Origin of the sequence: Nocardioides marinisabuli (assembly GCF_013466785.1) — a bacterium.
GTDB classification, from domain to species: domain Bacteria; phylum Actinomycetota; class Actinomycetes; order Propionibacteriales; family Nocardioidaceae; genus Nocardioides; species Nocardioides marinisabuli.
Genome location: NZ_CP059163.1, coordinates 2,216,850 through 2,237,886, shown reverse-complemented (window position 1 = coordinate 2,237,886; position 21,037 = coordinate 2,216,850). Strand labels below are relative to the sequence as shown.

20 protein-coding genes are annotated in these 21,037 nt (G+C 73.9%); 7 read left to right on the top strand and 13 right to left on the bottom strand.

The genetic code is table 11. From position 1 onward, the window contains the following. The first annotated feature begins 36 nt into the window (after positions 1-36). Positions 37-768, top strand: a complete 732-nt coding sequence (locus tag H0S66_RS10695; RefSeq protein WP_179615377.1) for a tyrosine-protein phosphatase — start codon at positions 37-39, stop codon at positions 766-768. On the opposite strand, the gene H0S66_RS10690 is transcribed toward H0S66_RS10695, so the two are convergent. Continuing rightward, entirely contained in the window at positions 765-1,727 is a 963-nt protein-coding gene (locus H0S66_RS10690) for a hypothetical protein (protein WP_179615376.1), read from the bottom strand. The genes H0S66_RS10695 and H0S66_RS10690 overlap by 4 nt on opposite strands. A 51-nt stretch (positions 1,728-1,778) precedes the next feature. Here H0S66_RS10690 and H0S66_RS10685 point away from each other — a divergent pair, with 51 nt between their 5' ends. Then, positions 1,779-3,188 carry an MFS transporter gene (locus H0S66_RS10685; protein ID WP_179615375.1) on the top strand — a complete coding sequence of 470 codons (1,410 nt, stop codon included), beginning with the start codon at positions 1,779-1,781 and terminating at the stop codon, positions 3,186-3,188. On the opposite strand, the gene H0S66_RS10680 is transcribed toward H0S66_RS10685, so the two are convergent. Continuing rightward, positions 3,163-3,504, bottom strand: a complete 342-nt coding sequence (locus H0S66_RS10680) for a DUF2200 domain-containing protein (RefSeq protein WP_179615374.1) — start codon at positions 3,502-3,504, stop codon at positions 3,163-3,165. The two genes, H0S66_RS10685 and H0S66_RS10680, sit on opposite strands and share 26 nt — an antisense overlap. A 201-nt stretch (positions 3,505-3,705) precedes the next feature. On the opposite strand from H0S66_RS10680, the gene H0S66_RS10675 reads away from it, so the two are divergent. Next, a complete protein-coding gene (locus tag H0S66_RS10675) occupies positions 3,706-4,722 on the top strand; it encodes a TIGR03617 family F420-dependent LLM class oxidoreductase (protein ID WP_179615373.1) in 1,017 nt (338 codons plus the stop codon). A 9-nt stretch (positions 4,723-4,731) separates the two neighbouring features. On the opposite strand, the gene H0S66_RS10670 is transcribed toward H0S66_RS10675, so the two are convergent. The 3 genes from H0S66_RS10670 to H0S66_RS10660 form a co-directional block, all read right to left on the bottom strand. Further along, positions 4,732-5,976 carry a hypothetical protein gene (locus tag H0S66_RS10670; RefSeq protein ID WP_179615372.1) on the bottom strand — a complete coding sequence of 415 codons (1,245 nt, stop codon included), beginning with the start codon at positions 5,974-5,976 and terminating at the stop codon, positions 4,732-4,734. Between the two features lie 336 nt (positions 5,977-6,312). Beyond that, positions 6,313-7,059 carry a hypothetical protein gene (locus H0S66_RS10665; RefSeq protein WP_179615371.1) on the bottom strand — a complete coding sequence of 249 codons (747 nt, stop codon included), beginning with the start codon at positions 7,057-7,059 and terminating at the stop codon, positions 6,313-6,315. Positions 7,060-7,144: 85 nt separating this feature from the next. Next, positions 7,145-7,540, bottom strand: a complete 396-nt coding sequence (locus H0S66_RS10660; protein WP_179615370.1) for a helix-turn-helix domain-containing protein — start codon at positions 7,538-7,540, stop codon at positions 7,145-7,147. A gap of 325 nt (positions 7,541-7,865) precedes the next feature. On the opposite strand from H0S66_RS10660, the gene H0S66_RS10655 reads away from it, so the two are divergent. Then, a complete protein-coding gene (locus H0S66_RS10655) occupies positions 7,866-8,078 on the top strand; it encodes a cupin domain-containing protein (protein WP_179615369.1) in 213 nt (70 codons plus the stop codon). Positions 8,079-8,147: 69 nt separating this feature from the next. Here H0S66_RS10655 and H0S66_RS10650 read toward each other — a convergent pair whose 3' ends face one another. The 7 genes from H0S66_RS10650 to H0S66_RS10620 all read right to left on the bottom strand — a co-directional run bounded on the left by H0S66_RS10650 (position 8,148) and on the right by H0S66_RS10620 (position 15,903). After that, positions 8,148-9,428 carry an HNH endonuclease signature motif containing protein gene (locus tag H0S66_RS10650; protein ID WP_179615368.1) on the bottom strand — a complete coding sequence of 427 codons (1,281 nt, stop codon included), beginning with the start codon at positions 9,426-9,428 and terminating at the stop codon, positions 8,148-8,150. Between the two features lie 148 nt (positions 9,429-9,576). After that, positions 9,577-10,062 carry a TAXI family TRAP transporter solute-binding subunit gene (locus H0S66_RS20470; RefSeq protein ID WP_258016859.1) on the bottom strand — a complete coding sequence of 162 codons (486 nt, stop codon included), beginning with the start codon at positions 10,060-10,062 and terminating at the stop codon, positions 9,577-9,579. 447 nt (positions 10,063-10,509) lie between these two features. After that, positions 10,510-11,889, bottom strand: a complete 1,380-nt coding sequence (locus tag H0S66_RS10640) for a HAMP domain-containing sensor histidine kinase (RefSeq protein ID WP_180923572.1) — start codon at positions 11,887-11,889, stop codon at positions 10,510-10,512. 23 nt (positions 11,890-11,912) lie between these two features. Next, positions 11,913-12,572, bottom strand: a complete 660-nt coding sequence (locus H0S66_RS10635; protein WP_179615366.1) for a response regulator transcription factor — start codon at positions 12,570-12,572, stop codon at positions 11,913-11,915. Positions 12,573-12,595: 23 nt separating this feature from the next. After that, positions 12,596-13,876, bottom strand: coding sequence for an Nramp family divalent metal transporter (locus H0S66_RS10630; protein ID WP_179615365.1), 1,281 nt, complete (start codon positions 13,874-13,876; stop codon positions 12,596-12,598). A 298-nt stretch (positions 13,877-14,174) separates the two neighbouring features. Next, complete coding sequence (locus tag H0S66_RS10625) at positions 14,175-14,660, bottom strand: CAP domain-containing protein (protein WP_179615364.1); 486 nt, start codon at positions 14,658-14,660, stop codon at positions 14,175-14,177. Positions 14,661-14,706: 46 nt separating this feature from the next. Further along, positions 14,707-15,903 (bottom strand): hypothetical protein, encoded by a 1,197-nt coding sequence (locus H0S66_RS10620; protein ID WP_179615363.1) that lies wholly within the window; start codon positions 15,901-15,903, stop codon positions 14,707-14,709. Positions 15,904-16,104: 201 nt separating this feature from the next. Between H0S66_RS10620 and H0S66_RS10615 the strand changes: the two genes are divergently transcribed. The 3 genes from H0S66_RS10615 (at position 16,105) to H0S66_RS10605 (ending at position 19,562) form a co-directional block, all read left to right on the top strand. Then, positions 16,105-17,259, top strand: coding sequence for a CAP domain-containing protein (locus tag H0S66_RS10615; protein ID WP_179615362.1), 1,155 nt, complete (start codon positions 16,105-16,107; stop codon positions 17,257-17,259). Positions 17,260-17,464: 205 nt separating this feature from the next. Further along, positions 17,465-18,280: an SGNH/GDSL hydrolase family protein gene (locus H0S66_RS10610; protein ID WP_179615361.1), complete on the top strand. Its 816-nt coding sequence runs from the start codon at positions 17,465-17,467 to the stop codon at positions 18,278-18,280. 112 nt (positions 18,281-18,392) lie between these two features. After that, positions 18,393-19,562 (top strand): CAP domain-containing protein, encoded by a 1,170-nt coding sequence (locus H0S66_RS10605; protein ID WP_179615360.1) that lies wholly within the window; start codon positions 18,393-18,395, stop codon positions 19,560-19,562. Between the two features lie 28 nt (positions 19,563-19,590). Here H0S66_RS10605 and H0S66_RS10600 read toward each other — a convergent pair whose 3' ends face one another. Beyond that, positions 19,591-20,940 carry an MFS transporter gene (locus H0S66_RS10600; RefSeq protein ID WP_179615359.1) on the bottom strand — a complete coding sequence of 450 codons (1,350 nt, stop codon included), beginning with the start codon at positions 20,938-20,940 and terminating at the stop codon, positions 19,591-19,593. Positions 20,941-21,037: the final 97 nt, after the last annotated feature.

Here is a 21,037-nt window from a genome sequence, read left to right as displayed (position 1 = left end):
CGCCGCGGCAACCGTCGACCAGGCACGATCGGGGGCGTGAGCACCGCCCCCTCCCCCGCCCCGGACCTGCTGAACCTGCGCGACGTCGGGGGGCTGCGCACGACCGACGGGCGCACCGTGCGCCCCGGGGTGCTGCTGCGCTGCGCGACCCCGGCGTTCGTCGACGCCGAGCAGGTCGCCCGCCTGGTCGAGGAGATGGGCGTGGCCACCCGGGTCGACCTGCGCAGCGAGAAGGAGGCCGTCGAGGCCACCAGTCCCGCCTTCGACGCGGTGGCCGCCGAGCACCTCGAGGTGCAGGCCGGCCGGGCGCGCTGGGACTTCGACTCCGCCCACGAGAGCGACTGGGTGGCCGGGCACTACCTGCGCTTCACCGAGCACTCCGCCGACTCGCTGGTCGGCTTCGCGCGGCTGGTGGCCGACCCGGCCCGCACCGCCGTGCTCGCCCACTGCACCGCCGGCAAGGACCGCACCGGCACCGCCGTCGCGCTGACCCTGGCCGCGGTGGGGGTGCGTGAGGACGACGTGGTCGCCGACTACGCCCGCACCGAGCAGGCGATGCCGCTGCTGCGCGAGCAGTTCCGGCGGCTGCCGTCCTACCAGGAGCGGCTCGAGGCGCTGCCCGCCGAGGCGTTCGGCTCCACCCCCGAGACGATGCGGCGCTTCCTGCGCCTGGTCGAGCAGACGTACGGCGGCGCGCGGGCCTACCTGCGCGACCGCGGTCTCGGCGACGGCGAGCTCGCCGCTCTCGAGCGGCAGCTGCTGGCCTAGGTGCCCGCCCCGAGCAGCTCGTCGCGGCGCGCCACCAGCACCGCCTCCTTCGACTCGGCCTGCAGCAGCCGGTCGACGAGCCGGCGGCGCACCTCGCCGACCGCGCCTCGGGCCTCCGCGACGCGGGTGGCGGCCTCGCCGATCCGCTCGCGCACGGCCCAGTCGCTGAAGATGTTGTCGAACCACACGTCGAAGGCGCGCACCAGCTGGGTGATCTCGATGCCGCCGACGGGCTCCATGCCGACGTCGGCGAGCTCGACGCCGAGGTCGGAGAGGGCGTCGTCGGCGCGGCGCATCAGCGCCTGCGCCTGGTCCATTCGGTCGTACTTGACCATGTCGGTCAGCAGCCCGCCGTCGAAGAAGGTGTCGGCGGTCGACCAGCCGCGCGCCGAGCTGAGCAGGTTGTCGGCCTGGGCCAGCGCGTCGGCGGCGTCGTCGGCGGCCCCCAGCGCCTCGCGCAGCTCGGTGGTCGTCGAGCGCACCGCGCCCAGGTCGGAGGCGAGCTGGGCCAGCTCCTCGGCCTCGGGAGCGCCGGTCTCGGCCAGCCACGCCGCCTTCGCGTCGAGCGCGGCCGCGCGGCGGGCGGCGACGTCACCGAGCGCGTCGTACGCCGAGCGCAGCGCCGCGCAGGCCTCGCGCGCCCGGTCGCGGCGCAGCTCGACGACGGCGACGGTGTACTCGGCGCGCTGCTGCTCGGCGCGCTCGCGGTCGAGGTCGGACTCGCGGCTCCCCCGCAGCCCCGCCCAGATCCGGGTGGGGCTGAAGGACTCCAGCCGCTCGACGTCGGCGCGCTCGTCGGCGAGCCGCCCCCGGGCCTCGGCCACCTGCGCCTCCGCGGCGGCGAGCTCGGTGTCGGCGACCTGCAGCCGGGTGGCCAGCCGGGCCTGCTCGGCCGCGGCCTCGAGCGCCGCCTCCAGCTCGGTCTGAACACGGTGCGGGTCGCGCGGGGGCTGGTTCACCGGACACACCCTAGTGAGGGTCGCCCCTGCCCGCGGGCCTAGGTTCGGGGGGTGAGCCGCCGCCCCGTCCCGCAGGTCGGCGGCACCCCGTCCCGCGCGCTGCTGCCGACGCTGGCGCTGCTGACGACCATCACCGCGGTGGTCAGCAGCCTGGGCGCACCGCTGGTCCCCAGCGTCGCGACGGCGTACGACGTCCGGCTGGGCACGGCGCAGTGGTCGCTGACCGCGGCGCTGCTGGCCGGCGCGGTCGCCACGCCCGTCGTGGGCCGCTTCGCGAGCGGGCGGCTGCGCCGGCCCACGATCCTGGTGGGTCTCGGCGTGGTCACCCTCGGCACGGTGGTCTCCGCGGTGTCGGCGGCACTGGAGCAGGGCTTCGGGGTGCTGGTGGCGGGGCGGGCGCTGCAGGGTGTCGGGATGGCGCTGCTGCCGCTGGCGATCGCGGTGGCCCGTGACGCGCTGGCCCACGAACGGCAGGACCGGGCGATCGCGCTGCTGTCGGTGACGACGGTGGCGGGCGCGGGGCTGGGCTACCCGGTGACCGCGCTGGTCGCGCAGCTCGGCGGGCTGGGGGCGGCGTACGCGCTGGGCACCGCGATGACCGGGCTGACCTGGCTGCTGGCGTGGCGGCACCTGCCCGGCAGCGCCGACGAGACGCCGGCGCGGGTGGACTGGTGGGGCGCGCTGCTGCTGAGCGCGGCGATGCTGGCGGTGCTGCTCGCGGTCTCGGAGGGCGAGGTGTGGGGCTGGGGCTCGCCGCGCACGCTAGGCCTGGCCGCGGCCGGTCTCGCGGGGCTGGTCGTGTGGGTGCGCGTGACGCTGCGCAGCCCGGCGCCGCTGGTCGACCTGCGGCTGGCCACCCGCCCGGGCGTGGCCGCGCCCAACCTGGTCGCGGCGGTCGCGGGGCTGGGCATGTACGCCCTGCTGACCCTGGTGGTGGTGCTGGTGCGCGCCGACGAGCCGGGCTTCGGGCTGGACCGCTCGGTGCTGGTGGCGGGGCTGATCCTCGTGCCGTACTCGCTGATGAGCGTGCTCGGCAACCAGCTGGCCCGCGTCGTGCGCCGCCGCCTGGGCCCGCGCTGGCTGCTGCCGACCGGTTGCTCGATGTTCCTGGCCGCGACCCTGGGCCTGGGTCTCTTCCACGACCACCTGTGGCAGGCGCTGCTCGCGATGGCGCTCGGCGGCGCCGGGTCGGGCTTCACCTTCTCCAGCCTGGCGGTGCTGATGGTGCCGCACGTGCCGCGCGCCGAGACCGGCTCGGCGGTGGCCTTCAACCAGGTGCTGCGCTACCTCGGCTTCACCGTCGGCAGCGCGCTGAGCGTCGCGCTGGTGGCGGCGTACGGCGGGGGCGACGGCGGGTTCACCGCCGCACTGCTGACCCTGACCGCCGTGTGGGTGGTGGCAGGCGTCGGCGCGGTGCTGCTCGACCGGCCGCCGCTCAGCCGCGCAGCACCTTCTCCATAGCCTTGCCGCGGGCGAGCTCGTCGACGAGCTTGTCGAGGTAGCGGATCTTGCGCATCAGCGGCTCCTCGACCTCCTCGACGCGCACCCCGCAGACGACGCCGGTGATCCGGTCGGCGGCCGGGTGCAGTTCGACCTCGTCGAAGAGGTCGGCGAAGGTCGTGCCCGCCTCGAGGTGGCGCTCGAGGCCGGCCTGGTCGAGACCGGTCAGCCAGCGGACGACCTCGTCGACCTCGGCGCGGGTGCGGCCCTTGCGCTCGACCTTGGCGACGTAGAGCGCGTGGACCGAGGCGAGGCTGGTCGTGCGGATGTCGTGCATGCGACGAGGCTACGCACCAGAGCTGGGCGGCGAAGGTAGGCGGGTGTCCGGGCCGGCGGGAGTCTCAAGACCGCGGGCCCGGGCATCCGCAGGAACAGGATGCACCCGGCGCCGCGCCGCGTCACTGCCCCTGCGGACGAATACCCGATGTTGGGGACGCGACCCCTCCCCATCGGAACTGACACGTGTCAAGATCAGCGCGTGCTCCTCGACATCCAGCTCGACGCCCGCCCCGACCAGGCCGCCACGCGCGCCGCCGAGCTCGCCGCGACGGGGGTGGCCGGGCTGTTCACCTTCGAGGGACCGCACGACGTCTTCCTCCCGCTCGCGGCCACGGCCAGCGCCGGCGTCGACGTCGACCTGATGACCAACGTCGCGATCGCCACGCCGCGCTCGCCGCTGCACCTGGCGCACGCGGCGTACGACCTGCAGCTGATGAGCGGCGGCCGCTTCCGGCTCGGGCTGGGCAGCCAGATCCGCCCGCACATCGAGAACCGGTACGGCGCCACGTGGTCGCGGCCCGCGGCCCGCATGCGCGAGGCGGTGCTGGCCACTCGCGCGATCCTCACGGCCTGGCAGGACGGCAGCCGCCTCGACTTCCGCGGCGAGTTCACCAAGCACACGCTGATGCCGCCGACCTTCGTGCCGGGCCCCAACCCGCACGGGGTGGCGCCGGTGCTGCTCGGCGCGCTCGGCCCGCTGATGACGCGGGCGGCCGGCGAGGTCGCCGACGGCCTGCTGGTGATGCCGTTCCACAGCCACCGCCACGTGCGCGAGCGCACCCTGCCCGCGCTCGAGGAGGGCCTGGCCGGTCGCGGGCCGGGCCGCCCGCGCGAGGAGTTCAGGATCTACCCGCAGGCGATCGTCTCGATGGGCTCCACGCCCGAGGAGCAGGCCGCCGCCGACCGGGGCGTGGGCGGGCTGCTGGCCTTCTACGGCTCCACGCCGGCGTACCGCTCGGTGCTCGAGGTGGAGGGCTGGGGCGACCTGCAGCCCGAGCTGAACGCGCTCTCCAAGACCGGCGCGGTGGCCGAGATGATGGCGCTGGTGACCACCCGCCACATCGAGACGATCGCGGTGCGCGGCACGCCCAGCGAGTGCGCGGCCGAGCTCAAGCGCCGCTTCGGCGACCTGACCGACCGGGTCTGCTGCTACTTCCCCGGGTACGACGTCGCGCCGGAGCAGCTGGGCGAGCTCGTCGCCGCGCTGCGCGACTGAGCGGGAGCCTCAGCGGGCTCGCACCCACCGGCTCGGTTCGCTGACCGGGCTGAACCCGGCGCCGGTCTTGGCCTCGACCTGGAACCGCCACTTCCCGGGTCGCCCGACGGGGAAGTCGAAGCGGGTGGCCGGCGCGTCGCTCCAGCGCACGACCAGGGCCGGCCCGCCTGCCCGGTCGGCCGGTCCGTGCCCGGTGATGCGGTAGCAGCACTCCTCTCCCCCGCCCCAGTCCGCCGGCGGCATCCACGAGACCCGCACGCTGAGGTCGCCACCCCTGGGACCTCGCTCGACCCGCGGCGCGGCCAGCTGGTCGGGCAGGTCGTAGGTGCGCGCGATCGTGGCGAGCACCGGCCCGCCCCCGTGCCTGTTCATCCCACGGACGCCGATCTCGTACTCGGTCCCGGTCTCCAGGCCGGTCACGTCGGCGAGAAGGGTGCGACTCGTGCCCGTCCGGGTCGGCACCGGCACGACGACTCCGTCGACCAGCACCTCCCACGAGATCGCCTGGTTGCCCTTGGCGTGGTGCCACTTCAGGCTGAACCCTCCGGCGCGCGGGCGCGCGTTGAGGTCGATCGCCGGCCCGGGGACGTCCTCGTAGACGACCTGCTCCTCGACTCCCGGGCCGTAGCCGCCGGGAGAGACCGCCTCGACCCGGGCACGGAAGGTCGCGCCGACACCATCGGTGGCCACCTCGAGCCACGGGTCGTCCACGAGGTAGTCGCGGGTGGCGCGGTCGCCGTTCTCGTCGGTCAGCGAGACGTGGTAGCCGAGGGCGCCGTCGTCGGCTCCGGACGGGGCGGCCCAGTCCAGGCGCAGCACGTCCTCGGCGGGTCGGCTCTCGGACCGGACGTCGCTCACCTTCCCGGCCGGGGAGGCCCCGATCTGCGCCACGAACGACGTCCGCGGCCCGGGCTGGCCCCCGCGCACCTCGCGCACCGACACCTCGACGGGGGTGCCGGTCGGGTCGTGCCCCAGGAAGGCGCCGGTCCAGGTCACGTCCGCCTCGTGGCGTTCGTGGCTGCGCTCCTCCCCGCCGACGTGGGTGGTGACCTCGTAGTGGTCGGGCGGCACCGACGGCTGGGCCCAGTACAGGGTGACGAAGCGGTCCTGGACGAACCAGCGCACGACGAGGCCGTCCGGCTCGGGAGGTGTCACCGATCGGGCATGCGCCTGGACTCCGAGCACCAGGGGGGCCGCGACCAGCACGGACAGCAGGGCGGCGAGCAGACGGCGTACGGCCGAGGTGGTGGTCACCCGGGCAAGGTAGGGACCCGGGCCCCGCCGAGGGAGCCGTTCGGACGAAGACCCCCCGGACGGGCCATGGACCCCCAGGGGTGTCCGCGCAGGGGTGAGGCGGGGCCGACGCCGGCGGGGTGAAGGTAAAGCCAGCCCCGAGACCTCACCACGCCCGGGTGGTAGCTCTCCACCCGACTCGGGGTGGACGGGGTGCCGGGGCCCCGGTCCGGGCAAGGAGCCGGGGTCCCGGTCCGACACGCGCAGGACCCCCGCACCCTGGTGGGTGCGGGGGTCCTGGTGCCTCGGCGCGCTGGTGACGCGTGACCGAACCTCAGCGCGAGGCGGAGGGGACGATCAGTCGCCGACCTTCTTGGCGGCCTCGGTGGTCGCCTTAGCAGCGTTCTCGGCGGTCTTGGCCGCGGCGGTGCCGGTGGCCTTGGCCGAGGACTGCGCCGGGGCGGAGGCCTTCTTGGCGGTGGTGGTGGTCGACTTCGCGCCGGTCTTGGCGGCCGTGGAGGTCTTCTTCGCGGCGGTCTTGGTCGCGGTGGTCGACTTCTTGGCGGCGGTCTTGGTCGACGTCGAGGCCTTCTTGGCGGTCGTGGTGGCCGCCTTGGCGCCCTGGGTCTTGGTGGTCTTCGCCTTGGCCGTGGTGGTCTTGGCCGAGGTGGCGGTGGCCTTGGTGGACTCCTGGCGACGGATGCGGGTCACCAGGGTCTCGCCGCGCTTGGCGAGGTCGGTGTAGGTCGCGGTCGCGGTGCCCTGGACCTTGCCCGGCAGGGCGAGGGCCTCGGACTGCAGCTCGGCGACGCGGGCCTCGATGGCGCTGCGGCGGGCCTTGGCGTCCTCGGTGAGGGCGTCGACGCGGGCGTTGACCGTGGTCACGGCCTGCTTGCGCAGGGCCTCGGGCTTGAGGTCGATGTCGGTGACCGACTTCTGCACGTCGGCGACGCGGGTCTGCACGTCCTTCTGGACGCCGGAGATGCGGGTCTGCACGTCGGTGACGTACTCGCGCACGGTCTCGACGACGAGGTCGGCCACGCCGGCACCGGCGTAGAGACCCTTGGTCGCCTCGGACTTGATGTCGAACTTGGTCTTGGCCATGTCGGCTCCTTCGGTTGGGTTCCCGGTGGACGCCGGGCGATCTGGTTCGTACCGCTCGGGTGAGCGGCGTACGTCGTGTGGTCGTTCAGTCCTCGTCAGCGACGGGCGGCTGGGCCTCGCCGGTGGCGATGTTCATCGCGATGAAGGACTGGTAGACGTCGAGCAGCGACTGCTTCTGCCGCTCGGTGAGGGCGGGGTCGCCCAGCACGGCCAGCTCCACGGACCCGCCGGTGCCTTCGTCAGGGCTGACGATGCCGGCGCGGATGTAGAGCTGCTCGGCGGAGATGCGCAGCGCCTTGGCCAGCTGCTGCAGCACCTCGGCGGACGGCTTGCGCAGCCCGCGCTCGATCTGGCTCAGGTAGGGGTTGGACACGCCGGCCTGCTCGGCGAGCTGCCGCAAGGAGAGCTGCGCACTGGTGCGCTGCTCCTTGAGGTAGTCACCCAGCGTCCCGACTGCGTTCGAGACCTTTCCCTTTGCCATGTCCCCCATCATGCTTGCTGCTGCTAGCGCTTGCAAGTGCTAGCGGGTGTGTGACGAGTCACTACCGGCGAGTAACCCTAATAAAACATGGGAAATCCGTTCGCTAGCACCGCTAGCACCACCTCGCTCCGCCAGGAAGGCGCGCTAGCAACATCGCTGGTTGAGCAGGGAGGCGCCCCAGCGCCGACCGTCGCGTCCGTTGGTTGAGCAGGGAGGCGCCCCAGCGCCGACCGTCGTCGAAACCCCGCAAGCACCGAGCAGACCCCTCCACGGAACCGGGTACGCGAAAGCCACCACCCCGCCACCGCCCGACTACCCTCTCCCGGTGCAGCGCCGACGCCTGATCGCCATCGCGATCTACCTGATCGTGTCGGTCCTCGCGCTGTTCCTGGTCGCCGGGCACGGCCCGTGGACGGGCCGGGTCCTCTTCACCGTGAGCCAGAGCCACGGCATGCACACCGGCGACATCCCCGTGATCCTGCTGTGGCTCGCCGGCATGGCGTGCAGCGTCGCGCTGTGGCGCGACGACTCCCCCTGACCGTTGGTCGAGCAGGGAGGCGCCCCAGCGCCGACCGTCGTCGAGACCCGGCGAGGACCGGGCAGACCCCTACGTCCGCCGGTGGAAGCTGACCTGGTTGTCCCCGCCGATCTCGGTCTCGTACTCCGGGTCGTGGATGCGTCGGTGGTGGTAGGGGCACAGCAACCGCCCCCGCTCCACCTTGGTGTGGCCGTCCCTGCACCAGAAGTCCTCGTGGTGGGCGTGGCACATCGCAGGCGGGGCGTCGCACCCCTTCGCGGTGCACCCGCCGTCACGCACACCCAGAGCAAGACGCTGCGGGACCGTGAACAGCCGCTGACTGCGCCCCACGTCGAGCGGCTCGCTCCGGCCGCCCAGCACCACCGGCACGATCCCGGCCTCGCACGCCAGCCGCCGCGCGGTCGCAGCACTCACCCGCCCACCGGTGTCGAGCGTGGCCGCGGCCAACCCACCCTGCAGCGACTCCAGCGTCATCGTCACCACCACCGTGGCGTTCACCCCACCGGCCCGCGGAAGCCCAGCCGGGTCGAGGCGCTCCACCAGCTCCACGAACGCAGCCCCCAGGCGCTGCGCGGTCGGACGACGTACCGGCACCGCCGCCTCGTCAGGTTCGTCCTGGTCATCACTCGCGACACTGACGGCACGGGTGGCGACCTGGTGCTTGGGGGCCGCGAAGGCCAGCAGCGCCCGCTCGAGCATCTGCCCCACGAGCAGCGGCACCGTGAAGGACCCCCGGATGCGACCGTGGCCGTCCTCACGCATCCGGAACACCGAGCTCTTCTCCGCCTCGCGCTCCTCGCGGTCGAGCAGCTCGGCCTCCCAGGCCTCACCGACCTCGGGGGCGACCACGTCAAGGATCCGGCGACCCAGCACCCGCAGCGCTTTCGCGTCGTGCACCTGCGCGAACTCGACCAACGCTCTCGTGGCCTCCTCGAGGATCGACGCCTCGAGGTCGTCGGGCAACGCATCCAACGACGCGCAGATCACCGACGCCTGCTCCGCGACCAGGTCCCCGCGACCGAGCGCTTCGCGCACCAAGACGTGACGCGCCAGTCCCTCGGCCAGGCGTACCTGCCGGAACGACTCCCGCTTGGTCGACCGGGTGACGTTGGAGTGCCAGACCGCCAGCGACGGCGAGGCGTTGCGCTCCTGCACCGCCACCGCATCGGCGTGCTCCAGCAGCCGCGAGCGCACCTCGCCCCACCGAGCCTCGAGCCGAGCGACCTCCACCAACGCCTGCGCGGTCTCGGCCTGGCTCATCGACCAGGTAGACATCTCGGCGACCTCGTCCAGCACCGCGTGGGCCCGCGCGACAGCACTCCCGACGGGGTGCGCGGCGGTGGTCGACATGAATAAAGTATCTCAGCCGCCACCGACAAAGCACCAGGTCAAACACCGTTTTCCACAGGCAGATCGAAAACTTTTTCGAGGGTGCGGAAGTGACCGCTCGAGGGTGCAAACCTGACCGGTCGGCGGTTCAGAAGTGACTGCTCGGCCGTCAGCCGTGCAACCGCCGGTACGCCGCCGCGGCGCCGGGGTGCAGCGGCACCGAGCCGGTCTGGATCATCGAGGGCGGGGCGAGGTACTGCACGCCGCGGGCCGAGCTCGGCACCAGCGCGGCGGCGTCGCGGGCGAGGGTCTCAACGACGGCGGCGGCGAGGTCGTCGGCGAGGTCGGGGCGGGCCAGGAGGAGGTTGGGGACTCCGATGGTGGCGGTGCCGGCGGCGGCGTAGGCGACGTCGGGGGCGCGGCGGGCGCGGTAGGGGTAGCCGGAGACCTCGGCCATCGGCTCGGCCCAGTCGCCGAGGTCGAGCATCCGCAGCGGGCGGGTGTCGTCGAGCGCGGCGATGGCGGGGGTGGGGATGCCGCCCGACCAGAGCACCGCCTCGACCGAGCCGTCGTCGAGCTCGCGCAGCGACTCGGCCAGCCCGGCGTACCGCACGTCGACCGCGGGGGCCGCGAGCCCGGCCGCCTCCAGCAGCACCGCCCCGGAGACCGCCGCCCCGGACCCGGCCGCGCCCCAGCACCACCGAGCGCCCGCGCAGCCCGGCCACGTCGCGCACCGAGGAATCGGCGCGCACCAGCAGCTGCAGGTAGTTCTCGTACGTCCGCGCCAGCGCCACCACCCCGGCGCCGCCCGGGTCGCCGACGCTGTCGGCCAGCGCGAGCCCGACGTCCGACTCGCCGCGCCCGAGCCGGCGCAGGTTGTCCACCGACCCGGCGGTGACCGCGACCTCGACGTCCAGCCCGTCGACCCGCGCCTCGAGCCGCGGCGCCAGCAGCGCCGCGAACGCCGCGTAGATCCCGCCGTCGTCACCGGCCGCCACCCGCAGCCGCCGTACGTCGGCGCCGCACCCGCCGAGGGCCGCCGTGAGCACCCCGGCCCCGGCGCCGCCGAGCAGCACCCGCCGGCTCACACCGGTCCCCCGGGTCACGAGAGGCCCCCGTCGACGGGGTGGGTGATCCGCACCAGGACCCCGCCGCGCGCCGGCCCGACCACCAGGTCGCCGCCGGCGGCCAGCAGCAGCTCACGGGCGATGGCGAGCCCGAGCCCCGAGCCGTGCGGGTCGTCCGAGCCGCGCCAGAACCGTTCGGCGGCGCGCTCCCACTCCCCCTCGGCCAGGCCGGGCCCGTCGTCGTCGAGCTCGACCACCACCAGCCCGGAGGAGGCGGCCCCCGAGACCGCGGCCCGCAGCACCACAGCCGCGCCCGCCCCGGCATGCCGCACGGCGTTGTCGAGCACCACGTCGAGCACCTGCTCCAGGTCGTCGCGGGCCACCTCGACGTCGGGCACCGACCCCTCTACGGCGACCGTCTGCCCCGCCGCGTCGAAGGCGGGCGCCCACGCCTCGACCCGCTCGGCCAGCACTCGCGCCAGCGGCCCGCGCGCCTGCGGGGCCCGGGCGCCGGCGACCCCGGAGGTGCCGCTCTCCTGGGCGCGCGCGAGGCGCATCAGCTGGTCGAGGAGGCGCTCGAGGCGTTCGAGCTCGGCGGTGAGACCGGCGTGGGTGGCGGCCCCCGACTCGTGCAGGTGGCGGCCCAGCGAGTCCGCGCGCAGCCGCACCGCGGCCAGCGGGTTGCGCAGCTGGTGGGAGGCATCGGCGACCAGGCGGCGCTGGTCGTCGAGGGAGCGCTGCACGACCTCGACCATCCGGTTGAACTCGTCGACCAGCCCTCGCAGCTCCGGCGGTCCGCTGGCCAGCACCGCGTCGCCGCGCCCGCCGGCGGCCAGGTCGCGCGCGGCGCTCTCGAGCGAGCGCACGGGCCGCACCGCCCACCGGGACAGCCAGCGCGCCAGCCCGAGCGCGGCGAGCATCAGCAGCACGCCGACGAGCAGCACCCACGCCCACCCGCGCGCCACGTCGGCGGCGGCGTCGCCGGTGTCGACGCGCAGCAGCGCGAGGGCCGCGACCTCGCCGTCCTCGAAGGCCACCGCGCTGCGCAGCGGCTCGGCGCCCGACCAGGGCAGCACCCGCTCGAGCGCTGGGCTCGGCTGGCCGACCAGCCCGACCCGCACCGCGTCGGCCACCTCGGCCGCGTCGACGTCGAGGGACCCGGCGGCGGCCACGACCGCGCCTCCGGCGTCGGTGACGAGCACGTCCTCGCCGTAGAGCTCGTGGTAGCGCTCGACGGCCGCGACCACGTCGCCCTCGCGCGCACCCAGCTCGGCCAGCGCCACCAGCTGCCGGTCGCGCTCCACCGCCAGCGCCGCCGTACGACGGTCGGCCAGGGCGAGCGCGAGCGGCACCGACAGCGCCAGCAGCGCGCCGACCAGCAGCAGCCCCACCACGAGCCGGACCCGTCTCTCCACCCGCTCCCCCTGCCCGAGCCGGCTCAGCCGAGCCGGTAGCCGAAGCCCCGGACGGTGTGCAGCGGCAGGTCGGGGCCGAGCTTGCTGCGCAGCGAGGCGACGAAGAAGTCCAGCGAGCGGGAGCGGCCCAGCGCGGGGGTGCCCCACACGTGCAGCTGCACCGCCTCGCGGCTGACGGCCTCACCGGGTTGGGCGGCGAGCGCCTCGAGCACGTCGAGCTCGGTGGCGGTCAGCGCGACCTCGACGCCGTCGCGGGTGGCGCGCCGCGCACCCAGGTCGAGCTCGAGCCCGCCCCAGGCCAGGGCGGCGGGCTCGCGGGTGGCCTCGTCGACGCGGCTGCGCCGCAGCAGCGCGTGCACCCGGGCCACCAGCACGGCCTGCCCGACGGGCTTGACCAGGTAGTCGTCGGCGCCGGCGCGCAGCCCGAGCACGGTGGCGCCGTCGCCGTCGCGGGCGGTGAGCACCAGCACCGGCACGGTGGAGGCGCGGCGCAGGGTGCGCAGGAAGTCGAGGCCGTCCATGTCGGGCAGCCCCAGGTCGAGCACGACCAGGTCCGCGGCCGCGACCTGGTGCAGCCCGTCGTCGCCGCGCCGGGCGTGGGTGACGTCCCAGCCGGCGCCCTCGAGGGTCTCCACGAGGGCCGCGGCGACCCCGGCGTCGTCCTCGACGAGCAGCAGCTGCACCCCGGGATCGTACGCCGCCTGGCTCAGAGCACCCCGCTGACCGCGGAGCGGACCTGGTCGACGGCCAGGGCCAGGAAGGTCAGCGCGCACAGCACCATCACCACGTTGGCGAAGGGCTTGTTGCGCCACTGCTTCGGGGTCCGGTCGGTGTTGAGCAGCCAGATCAGGGTGATCGCGAGGAAGGGCATGAAGAGCGCGCCGAGCACGCCGTAGGCGAGGATCAGGTAGACGGGCTTGCCGAGGAAGAGCATCAGCATCGGCGGCAGCGTCAGCCACAGCACGTACGCGCGGTACCAGCGGCCACCGCCCTGGCGGTCGGGGTGGTCGGTGGGCAGGCCGCGCACGTGGCCGGCGAAGTCGGCGAACATCAGGCTGACGCCGTTCCAGACACCGACCAGCGAGCTCATCGCGGCGGCCCAGAAGCCGACCAGGAAGATCGTGCCGGTGGCGGCGCCGTACCGGTCGCGCAGCACCTCGGAGAGGTCGAGCATGCCCTTGTCGCCGGTGTCGACGGCGATGCCGGCGGAGTAGAGCAGCTCGGCGCCCACGACGAGGGTGGCGATGACGAAGATGCCGGTGACCAGGTAGGCCACGCCGTTGTCGAGGCGCATCACCCGCATGAACGCCGGGGTGCTCCAGCCCTTCTCGCGCAGCCAGTAGCCGTACGCCGCCAGGGTGATCGTGCCGCCGACGCCGCCCGCGACGCTGAGCACGTTGATCAGGGCGCCGTCGGGGATGCGCGGGGCGAGCCCGGCGGCCATGTCGGGCAGGTTCGGCAGGGTGACGACGGCGGCGGCGACCATGCAGACGAACATCAGCAGCACCAGCACGCTCAGCGTCTTCTCGAAGACCGCGTAGCGCCCCGACCACACCAGAGCCAGCCCGATCAGGCCGGAGACGATGCCCCAGGCGGTGACGCCGAGCACCGGGAAGAGCGCGTGCAGTGCCAGGCCGGTGCCGGCCATCGCGGCGGCGCCGTAGACGAAGCCCCAGATCACGATGTAGGGCCCGAAGTAGGCGTGGGTCCAGCGCCCCAGGCTGCTCCACCCCTCGAAGATGGTGCGCCCGGTGGACAGCGAGAAGCGCCCCGCGCCCTCGACGAGCACCACCTTCATCACGCAGCCCACGACCACGGCCCACAGCAGCGCGTAGCCGTACTTGCTGCCTGCGATCATCGTGGCGACCAGGTCGGCCGCGCCCACCCCGGTCGCGGCGACGACCAGGCCGGGGCCGATCAGCCGCCAGCGCGGCGGGCCGCCGGCGTCGGTGCCCGGCTGGGTGCCGGCGTACGGGGTGGTCGTCATGGTGCCTCCTGGGATCTGGAGTCCCGAGCATGTGACCCCGGCCACGCGTGACGCCAGCCACACCACCCCGATCCGCCCGCTTCCTCACACGATCCAAAGAAACGCCCCACCCCACCGTTGGTCGAGCAGGGAGGCGCCCCAGCGCCGACCGTCGCCGAGACCCCGCAACCACCACCGTTGGTCGAGCAGGGAGGCGCCCCAGCGCCGACCGTCGCCGAGACCCCGCAAGAACCGCACCAGCCGCACGCAGAGAGGGCTGCGACCGGCACTCAACCGCGGAGCAAGGCCCGTCGTCGCCTCAGACGTCGCCCTCGTAGGGCGTGAACGTGTACACCACGTACAGGTAGCGTCGCGAGCCCGGAACCGGCGCCCACCCGAAGGCGAGGTAGATGTTGTCGACCGCCTCGCCCTCGGTGTAGGTGATGGGGCTCAGGTGCATCTTCTTGGGCTTCCTGGCCTCGTGGCGACAGCCTCGCCAGCTCGTCATGTCGACCGGGACGAACGCGTCGCTGCCGTGGGAGTCGCTGTTGTAGTCCCAGATCTCCCGGGACTTCTCCCCCGCGGCCCAGTCCTCGGCCATGGCCTGCGCGTGCGCGCTCATCTTCGGGTGCAGCTCGACCGGGGCGAGCCCCGCCTCCTCGCGCATCGCGTTGATGCGCTTGAGGGCCGAGGCGGTCGCAGCCTCCAGCGTGTACGTCTTGGTGCCCGCGGCACTCGGAGTCGAGAGCAGGGTCGCCGAGACGAACAGCAGGGCTGCCAGCGCTCCGATGAGCTTCCGGTACATGTCGTGTTCCTTGTCGTCGGGCCAGCAGGTGGTCGGGGCGGGGGCTCTACTCGGTGGCGGCGACCGCGTAGGCGAGGTAGGCGCCGTCGAACCCACCGGTCTCGTCCCAGTGGACGCTCAGACCGACCGCGTCGAGCGCGGGGTCCAGGAGCCAGTCCACGGGCGCGATGCGCACCTCGTAGTCGCTGAACGCCAGCCCCGCGACGTAGGCGCGGCGCGGCGTCGGGCCGTCCCTGGTGGACCCGGTCTCGTAGTAGCGCAGCGCGACCGGGTAGGTCGTCTGCTCGGAGTAGGTCACCTCCCGGGTCACCGGCGCGAGACCGTCGGCGGCTCGGCGCTGGTTGATGGCGTCGAGCGCCGCGTCCAGCCAGGTGGTCTCCTCGGCGTCGGTGAAGGCTCGGCGCGGCTCCTCCTCCGTGACGGGGTGGCCCGTCGCGAAGTACGGACGTGGCTCGGAGCAGGAGGTCAGCCCGGCGGGGGTGGTGGCACAGGCGCGGTAGACCACGCTGCGTTCCCCGTAGCCGGGCACGCGCGCCGGCTCGGCGTGCTGGCCGTCGCGGTAGAGGGTGGTCTGCTCGACCGCCCACCGCTGCTCGGCGCGGATCCAGCGTTCGAGGGAGACCTCCGCGGGCGCGGGCAGGTCCTTCACCTTGACGATCGCGTCGAAGTCCGCGGCGTTGCTGGGGTAGGACTGGCTGCCCTGCATCGCCAGCCGGGGCGGGCGTCCGCTGCGGCACCCCTTGTCCTCGGCGTTCCGGTCCTTCTTGCTGGCGTTCGATCCGTAGGTCAGCGTGTGGTCGCCGGACGGGTTGGCCCAGGTGGCGTCGATGCGGATGAACGAGCCGAACTTGTCCTGACGCCGTGGGAGGAAGAGGACCCGTTGCTTGGCCTTCGACTTCGCGACGGACTTCGACATCCCCGGCTTGCCGTTGCACCCGTAGAGCGTGATCGTCAGCGGCACGCCCGGCTGGTCGTTGACCGCCTTGATCTGCAGGCCCATCCTGCCGACGTTGGAGCGGCCGAAGCGGAGGATCTCCGCCAACCGCTGGCCGGGGAGCTCGTCCGCCGGCTCTTCCACGTCGTCCCGCTGCGCGGCTGCGGGCGACACTGTCGTCGCGGAGCTCTCGGCGGCCGCCAGGGCTCGGCTCGGCCCGGCGGCCAGTCCGAGCGTGGTCGCGAGGACCACCGCGACGATGGCGAGCTGGGACGGTTGGCGCAGGGCGCCGGGACTCATCGGAAGCATGCGGCGATCCTGGGGCGTCAGAGGCTCGCGTTTCCGCAGTTGGGCGATATCCGGACGATCCCGAACGGGTCGCACACCCCTCCGACCCGCGAGGGAACCGCTCCTCCTCGTCGCGGAGACCTCGAGTCAGGGAAAGCCCGACGTACCGCGCCGGACCTCGGTAGCGTCACGGAGTCGCCGCCCCATCCCCCAGGAGGCTCCATGCTGCGCGCCCTGCTCACCCCCGCACTGGTCCTGTCGTTGACGGCGGGGCCGCTGGTGACGGCGAGTACGGCGGCGCCCGCCGAGGCCCGGGGACGCCACACCCCCACCGTCAGCGTCGCCGTGGACTCGGCCACGCCGACGGAGGGCGACCGGCTGCGCTTCACCGGCACGGTGAGCGGCCCGGCGCGCGGGGCACGAGTGCGGCTCCAGGAGCAGCAGGCGGGTCCCTGGCGGGTCGTGGACGCCGGGAAGGTCACGAGGTCGGGGCGGTACAAGCTGGCCGCCACAGCGGTCGAAGGCGTCGCCACCTACCGGGTGAAGGTGCTGAAGAAGAAGCGGCTGCGCAAGGCGACCTCGGCCACGCTCGAGGTGACGGGCCAGGCGGCTCAGGGGCCGCCCCTGTCGTTCTACTCCCTCCGACGCCTCCGCGTGGACCTCGGCGAGCTTGTCGACACCTTCCGCGACGACCGCGACCTGGGCGCGCTCGCCCCCGACAGCCAGCTGCACGACTACGCCCAGCGGTGGAGCGTCGAGCAGGCCGCGGAGGACACCGTCCTGACCCGCGAGACCTTCGCGGACGCGCCCGCGGGGTTCGAGGTGACCGTCGAGCACACGATGCTCAGCGGGACCCCGCGCGAGGCGATGGCCGAGCTCGAGTCGGCCGCCGCCGACCTGCTGACCGCCGATGCGCTCTGGCTGGGCGTCGGCATGAGCCGGCGTGACGACGACAGCGGGTACTGGACCATCACCCTCGCCACCGGCGCTCCCGACGTCCCGGGCCCGAAGGACGAGGAGTCGGTCCGCCAGCAGATCCTGGAGCAGACCAACGACTACCGCGCCCAGCACGGGCTCTCGCCGCTCGTCCTCATGGACCAGATGACCACCGTCGCGCAGGACTGGTCGCGGTACATGGCCGAGACCGGCGACTTCAGCCACAACCCGGACTACGCGCAGCAGATCCCGCCCGGCTGGCGGGCAGCGGGCGAGAACATCGCGGTGGGCTACAGCGAGGACGCCGTGGTCGACGCCTGGTACGCCTCGCCCGGCCACAAGGCCAACATGCTCGGCGACTACACCCACATCGGGATCGGCTACGCCACCACCTCCGACGACGGGACGCCCTACTACACGCAGAACTTCGCCCGCTACTGACGAACGGCGAGGCTCAGCTCGACGTCCGCCGCGGCCCGCACGGCCTCCGGCGGGTGCTCGGTATCTCGACCAGCGCGGTCATGCCGAACCGACGGAGCCGCCGGTCCTGGCGACCAGGGTCGCGATGCCGGGAGCGGTGCGGGCTGGCGGCCACCCCATGTCCCCTGGCTCGGCCACGACCTCGTTCTTCCCTACACTCGCGTGGGTGAGCCGACGCCGAGAACTGCCCATCGCCGCGATCCTCGTCGCGCTCCTGGCGCTCGGGGTCGTCGGCGGCACCGCGTACGCCTGGTCGCGCTGGAACAACCAGATCGCGGCCGACACGGACGTCGAGTCGGTCGTCGACCCCGCCTCGGGCGACGACCGGCTGCCCGAGGCCCCCGGCTCGCCCACGCCCGCCCCCGAACCCGAGCCGCCGGCCTACGAGCCGCCCACCTTCGAGGCGCTCACCCCGACCGACAACCGTCCGCGGCCGGTGCTGCTGGTCATCGGTGACGGCTGGGCCGCGGGCGACGGTGCCTCCGGCGACGCCGCGGCGTACACCTCCCTGCTGGCCGCCGACCTGGGCTGGACGGTGCGGGTGGTGGCTGAGCCCGGCGCGGGCTACACGGTGCCCGGCGAGAGCGGCAGCACCGTCGCCGACCTGTACGCCGACGCCCCGCTCGCCGAGATCGACCCCGACGCGGTGCTCGTGCAGGCCGGGTACGCCGGCGCCACCGACGTCGACGCCGTCACCGGCGCGATCGCCGACCTGGGCGACCGGATCACCGCCGACCTTCCCGGCACGCCGCTGGTCGCGATCAGCTCGTTCCGCCCGGAGGGCGTCAGCTCCAAGCAGGAGAAGCAGATGACCCAGGCGTGGCGCGCGGTCGACGACGCGCTGGTGCTGCGCCCCACCAAGGAGGGCTGGGGGGACCTGCCCCAGGGCCCCGCCGGCAACCCGTTGGACGCCGGGCACGAGCTGATCGCCACGAGCCTGGAGCAGGCCTTCCGCGACGCCGGGCTGGTCGCGGGCGGCTGAGCATCGACTCCCGGTCCCGACGAGCGGGTTCTCGAAACGCCCACCCACCACCCCGGTCCTGAGTAGCGTGCTGTCGTCGGCACCCCCCGGTCGACGTCCCCCAGGAGGCACCATGCTGCGCACGCCCCTCGTCCCTGCCCTGGTGCTGGCACTGGCCGCCACGCCCCTGCTGACGGTGGGCGCGACGCCCGCCGGGGCCAAGGGGCGGGTCAAGCCGACGGTGAGCATCTCCGCGAGCGACACCACGCCGGTCACCGGCGATGCGGTCAAGTTCAAGGGCGCGGTGAGCGGGTCCTCGCGTGGCGCCCGCGTCCGTCTGCAGGAGAAGCAGGACGGCCCGTGGCGGGTGGTCGACGACGGCAAGGTGCGCAGGTCGGGCCGCTACCGGCTGGCCACCGAGGCGCTCGACGGGCGGGCGACGTACCGGGTGCAGGTGCTGCGCAACCAGCGGCTGCGCCGGGCCGCCTCCCCCACGGTCGAGGTGACCGGCAGTGCGGCCTCGGAGCCGCAGCTGTCGTCGCAGCCGATGCGCCACCTGCGCGCCGAGCTGGGCGCCCTGATCGACGAGCACCGCGACGATCGGGGCCTCGGCGAGCTCTGGCAGACCAGCGACCTGGGCGGCTACGCCCAGGCCTGGAGCGTCGAGCAGGCCGAGCAGGGCCAGGTGCTGACCCGCACCTCCTTCGAGGACGCCCCGGCGTCGTACGAGGTGGTCGCCGAGCACACCGTCCTCGGCGGGCTGCCCGAGGCGCTGATGGCCGACCTCGAGGCGGAGGCCGACGACGTGCTCGGCGCCGAGGGCACCTGGCTCGGGATCGGGATGGAGCTGCGCGACGACGACACGGGCTACTGGACGATCACGGTCGCCACCGACGCCCCCGAGGAGCCGGGCGACCTCGGGCCGGACCCCGCGACCGAGGAGGCCGTGCGGCAGCAGATCCTCGAGGAGACCAACGCCTACCGGGCCGCCCACGGCCTCGCACCGCTGGCGCTCATGGCCGAGCTCGACACCGTCGCCCAGGACTGGTCGCGCCACATGGCCGCCAACGACGTCTTCCACCACAACCCGAGCTACTCCGAGCAGTACCCGTCCGGCTGGCGACGGGCCGGGGAGAACATCGCGGCCGGCTACGGCCCCGACGACGTCGTCGACGGCTGGTACGCCTCGCCCGGCCACAAGGCCAACATGCTCGGCGACTTCACCCACATCGGGATCGGCTACGCCACCCACCCCGACAGCAAGTACGGGCGCTACTACACGCAGAACTTCGCCCGCTACTGACCGGCTCCGTGCCCGGTGACGGCGCGGCTCAGTCGAGCTCGATGTCCGCCTCGGCCAGCACGGCCTCCGGGGAGTGCTTGAGGATCTTGATGAGCGCCGTCATGCCGAGCAGCGGCAGCACTCCGAGGATCGCCAGCGCCCACGGCAGCCCGGTGACCCCACCGAGCCCACCGACCATGGCCGAGCCGACGGAGCCGCCGGTCATGAAGACCAGGGTCGCGATGCCGAGCGCGACACCGCGCACGTGCACGTGCACGGCCTCCCCGACCGAGGCGGAGAGGGCGGGCTGAGTGGCGCCGAAGGCGAATGTCATCAGGATCAGCACGAGGGCGAGCAGCACCGGGGAGAGCACGGCGGCGCCCCAGGCGGCGAGGAAGAGCGCCAGCGACGAGGCGACGGCGCCGATGGCCAGGGTGCGGACCGCACCGATGCGGGTCAGCATGGGCCCGGTCAACCGGGGCATCAGCACCGCCACGACCGACGACGGCAGCAGCAGCAGCCCGACCTGCCAGGGCTCCCAGCCGGCCTCGCCGACCAGCACCGCCGGCACGGCGATGAGCAGCCCGAACCAGGCCGCGGGCACCGCGGCCGCGGCCAGCGCGGACCGTACGACGACGGGGTTGCGGATCACGTCGCGTGGCAGGAAGCCGTCGGGTCGGCGCCGTACCTGCAGCGCGACCAGCGGGGTGCCGAGACCGAGCAGCAGCAGCCCGACGAGCGCGATGACCAGCCCGGTCGAGGGCGACTGGATGAGCAGCACCAGCCCGGCCGCGGTCAGGGCGACCAGGATCGCGCCGAGCACGTCGAGCTGGGCGCCGCTGCCCTCGGTGGTCAGCGCGCGCCACACGAACGGGATCACCAGCGCCCCGAGCATCGGGATCGCCATGACCGCGCGCCAGCCGAAGGCGTGCTCGACGACCCCGCCGAGCAGTGGGCCGAGGCTGGTGACGGCCGCCGCGGTGCCGGCGAGCCGGCCGAGGGCCAGCCCACGCACGGCGCCGTCGTAGCGGCCGCTGAGGATCGCCACGCCCAGCGTCGGCACGGCCGCGGCGCCGGCGCCCTGCACGAGGCGGGCGAAGAGCAGCACGCCGTACGTCGGCGCGAGGGCGGCCAGCAGCGCGCCGCCGGTCATCAGGCCGATGCCGACCAGGAGCGGGGTGCGGATGCCGACGAGGTCGGAGAAGCGCCCGTAGAGCGCGGTGGTGACCGCGAACATCAGCGCGTAGAGGCTGATCGTCCAGGCGGTGGCGCCGACGCCGATGCCGAAGTCCTGGCCCAGCGCCGGCAGCGCGACGGCCGCGGCGGCCGAGCCCATGCCCGCCAGACCGAACAGGACGCCGATGAGCATGGACACGCGGCGTGAGTCGTCGATGGGCACGATCTCTCTCAACGCCCCGGGCGGGGTCCGCATTCCCCGGCGGAGCGGGCGGGTAGACGGGCCAGGCGAGTCCTCGAACAACAAATCGTGAAATAAC

Excerpts from the sequence above, each read along its gene's own strand:
- H0S66_RS10620 (WP_179615363.1), bottom strand. The coding sequence starts at position 15,903 with ATGCTTCCGATGAGTCCCGGCGCCCTGCGCCAACCGTCCCAGCTCGCC.
- H0S66_RS10680 (WP_179615374.1), bottom strand. The coding sequence starts at position 3,504 with ATGCACGACATCCGCACGACCAGCCTCGCCTCGGTCCACGCGCTCTAC.
- H0S66_RS10650 (WP_179615368.1), bottom strand. The coding sequence starts at position 9,428 with ATGTCGACCACCGCCGCGCACCCCGTCGGGAGTGCTGTCGCGCGGGCC.
- H0S66_RS10665 (WP_179615371.1), bottom strand. The coding sequence starts at position 7,059 with ATGGCCAAGACCAAGTTCGACATCAAGTCCGAGGCGACCAAGGGTCTC.
- H0S66_RS10605 (WP_179615360.1), top strand. The coding sequence starts at position 18,393 with ATGCTGCGCACGCCCCTCGTCCCTGCCCTGGTGCTGGCACTGGCCGCC.
- H0S66_RS10625 (WP_179615364.1), bottom strand. The coding sequence starts at position 14,660 with ATGTACCGGAAGCTCATCGGAGCGCTGGCAGCCCTGCTGTTCGTCTCG.
- H0S66_RS10660 (WP_179615370.1), bottom strand. The coding sequence starts at position 7,540 with ATGGCAAAGGGAAAGGTCTCGAACGCAGTCGGGACGCTGGGTGACTAC.
- H0S66_RS10615 (WP_179615362.1), top strand. The coding sequence starts at position 16,105 with ATGCTGCGCGCCCTGCTCACCCCCGCACTGGTCCTGTCGTTGACGGCG.
- H0S66_RS10630 (WP_179615365.1), bottom strand. The coding sequence starts at position 13,876 with ATGACGACCACCCCGTACGCCGGCACCCAGCCGGGCACCGACGCCGGC.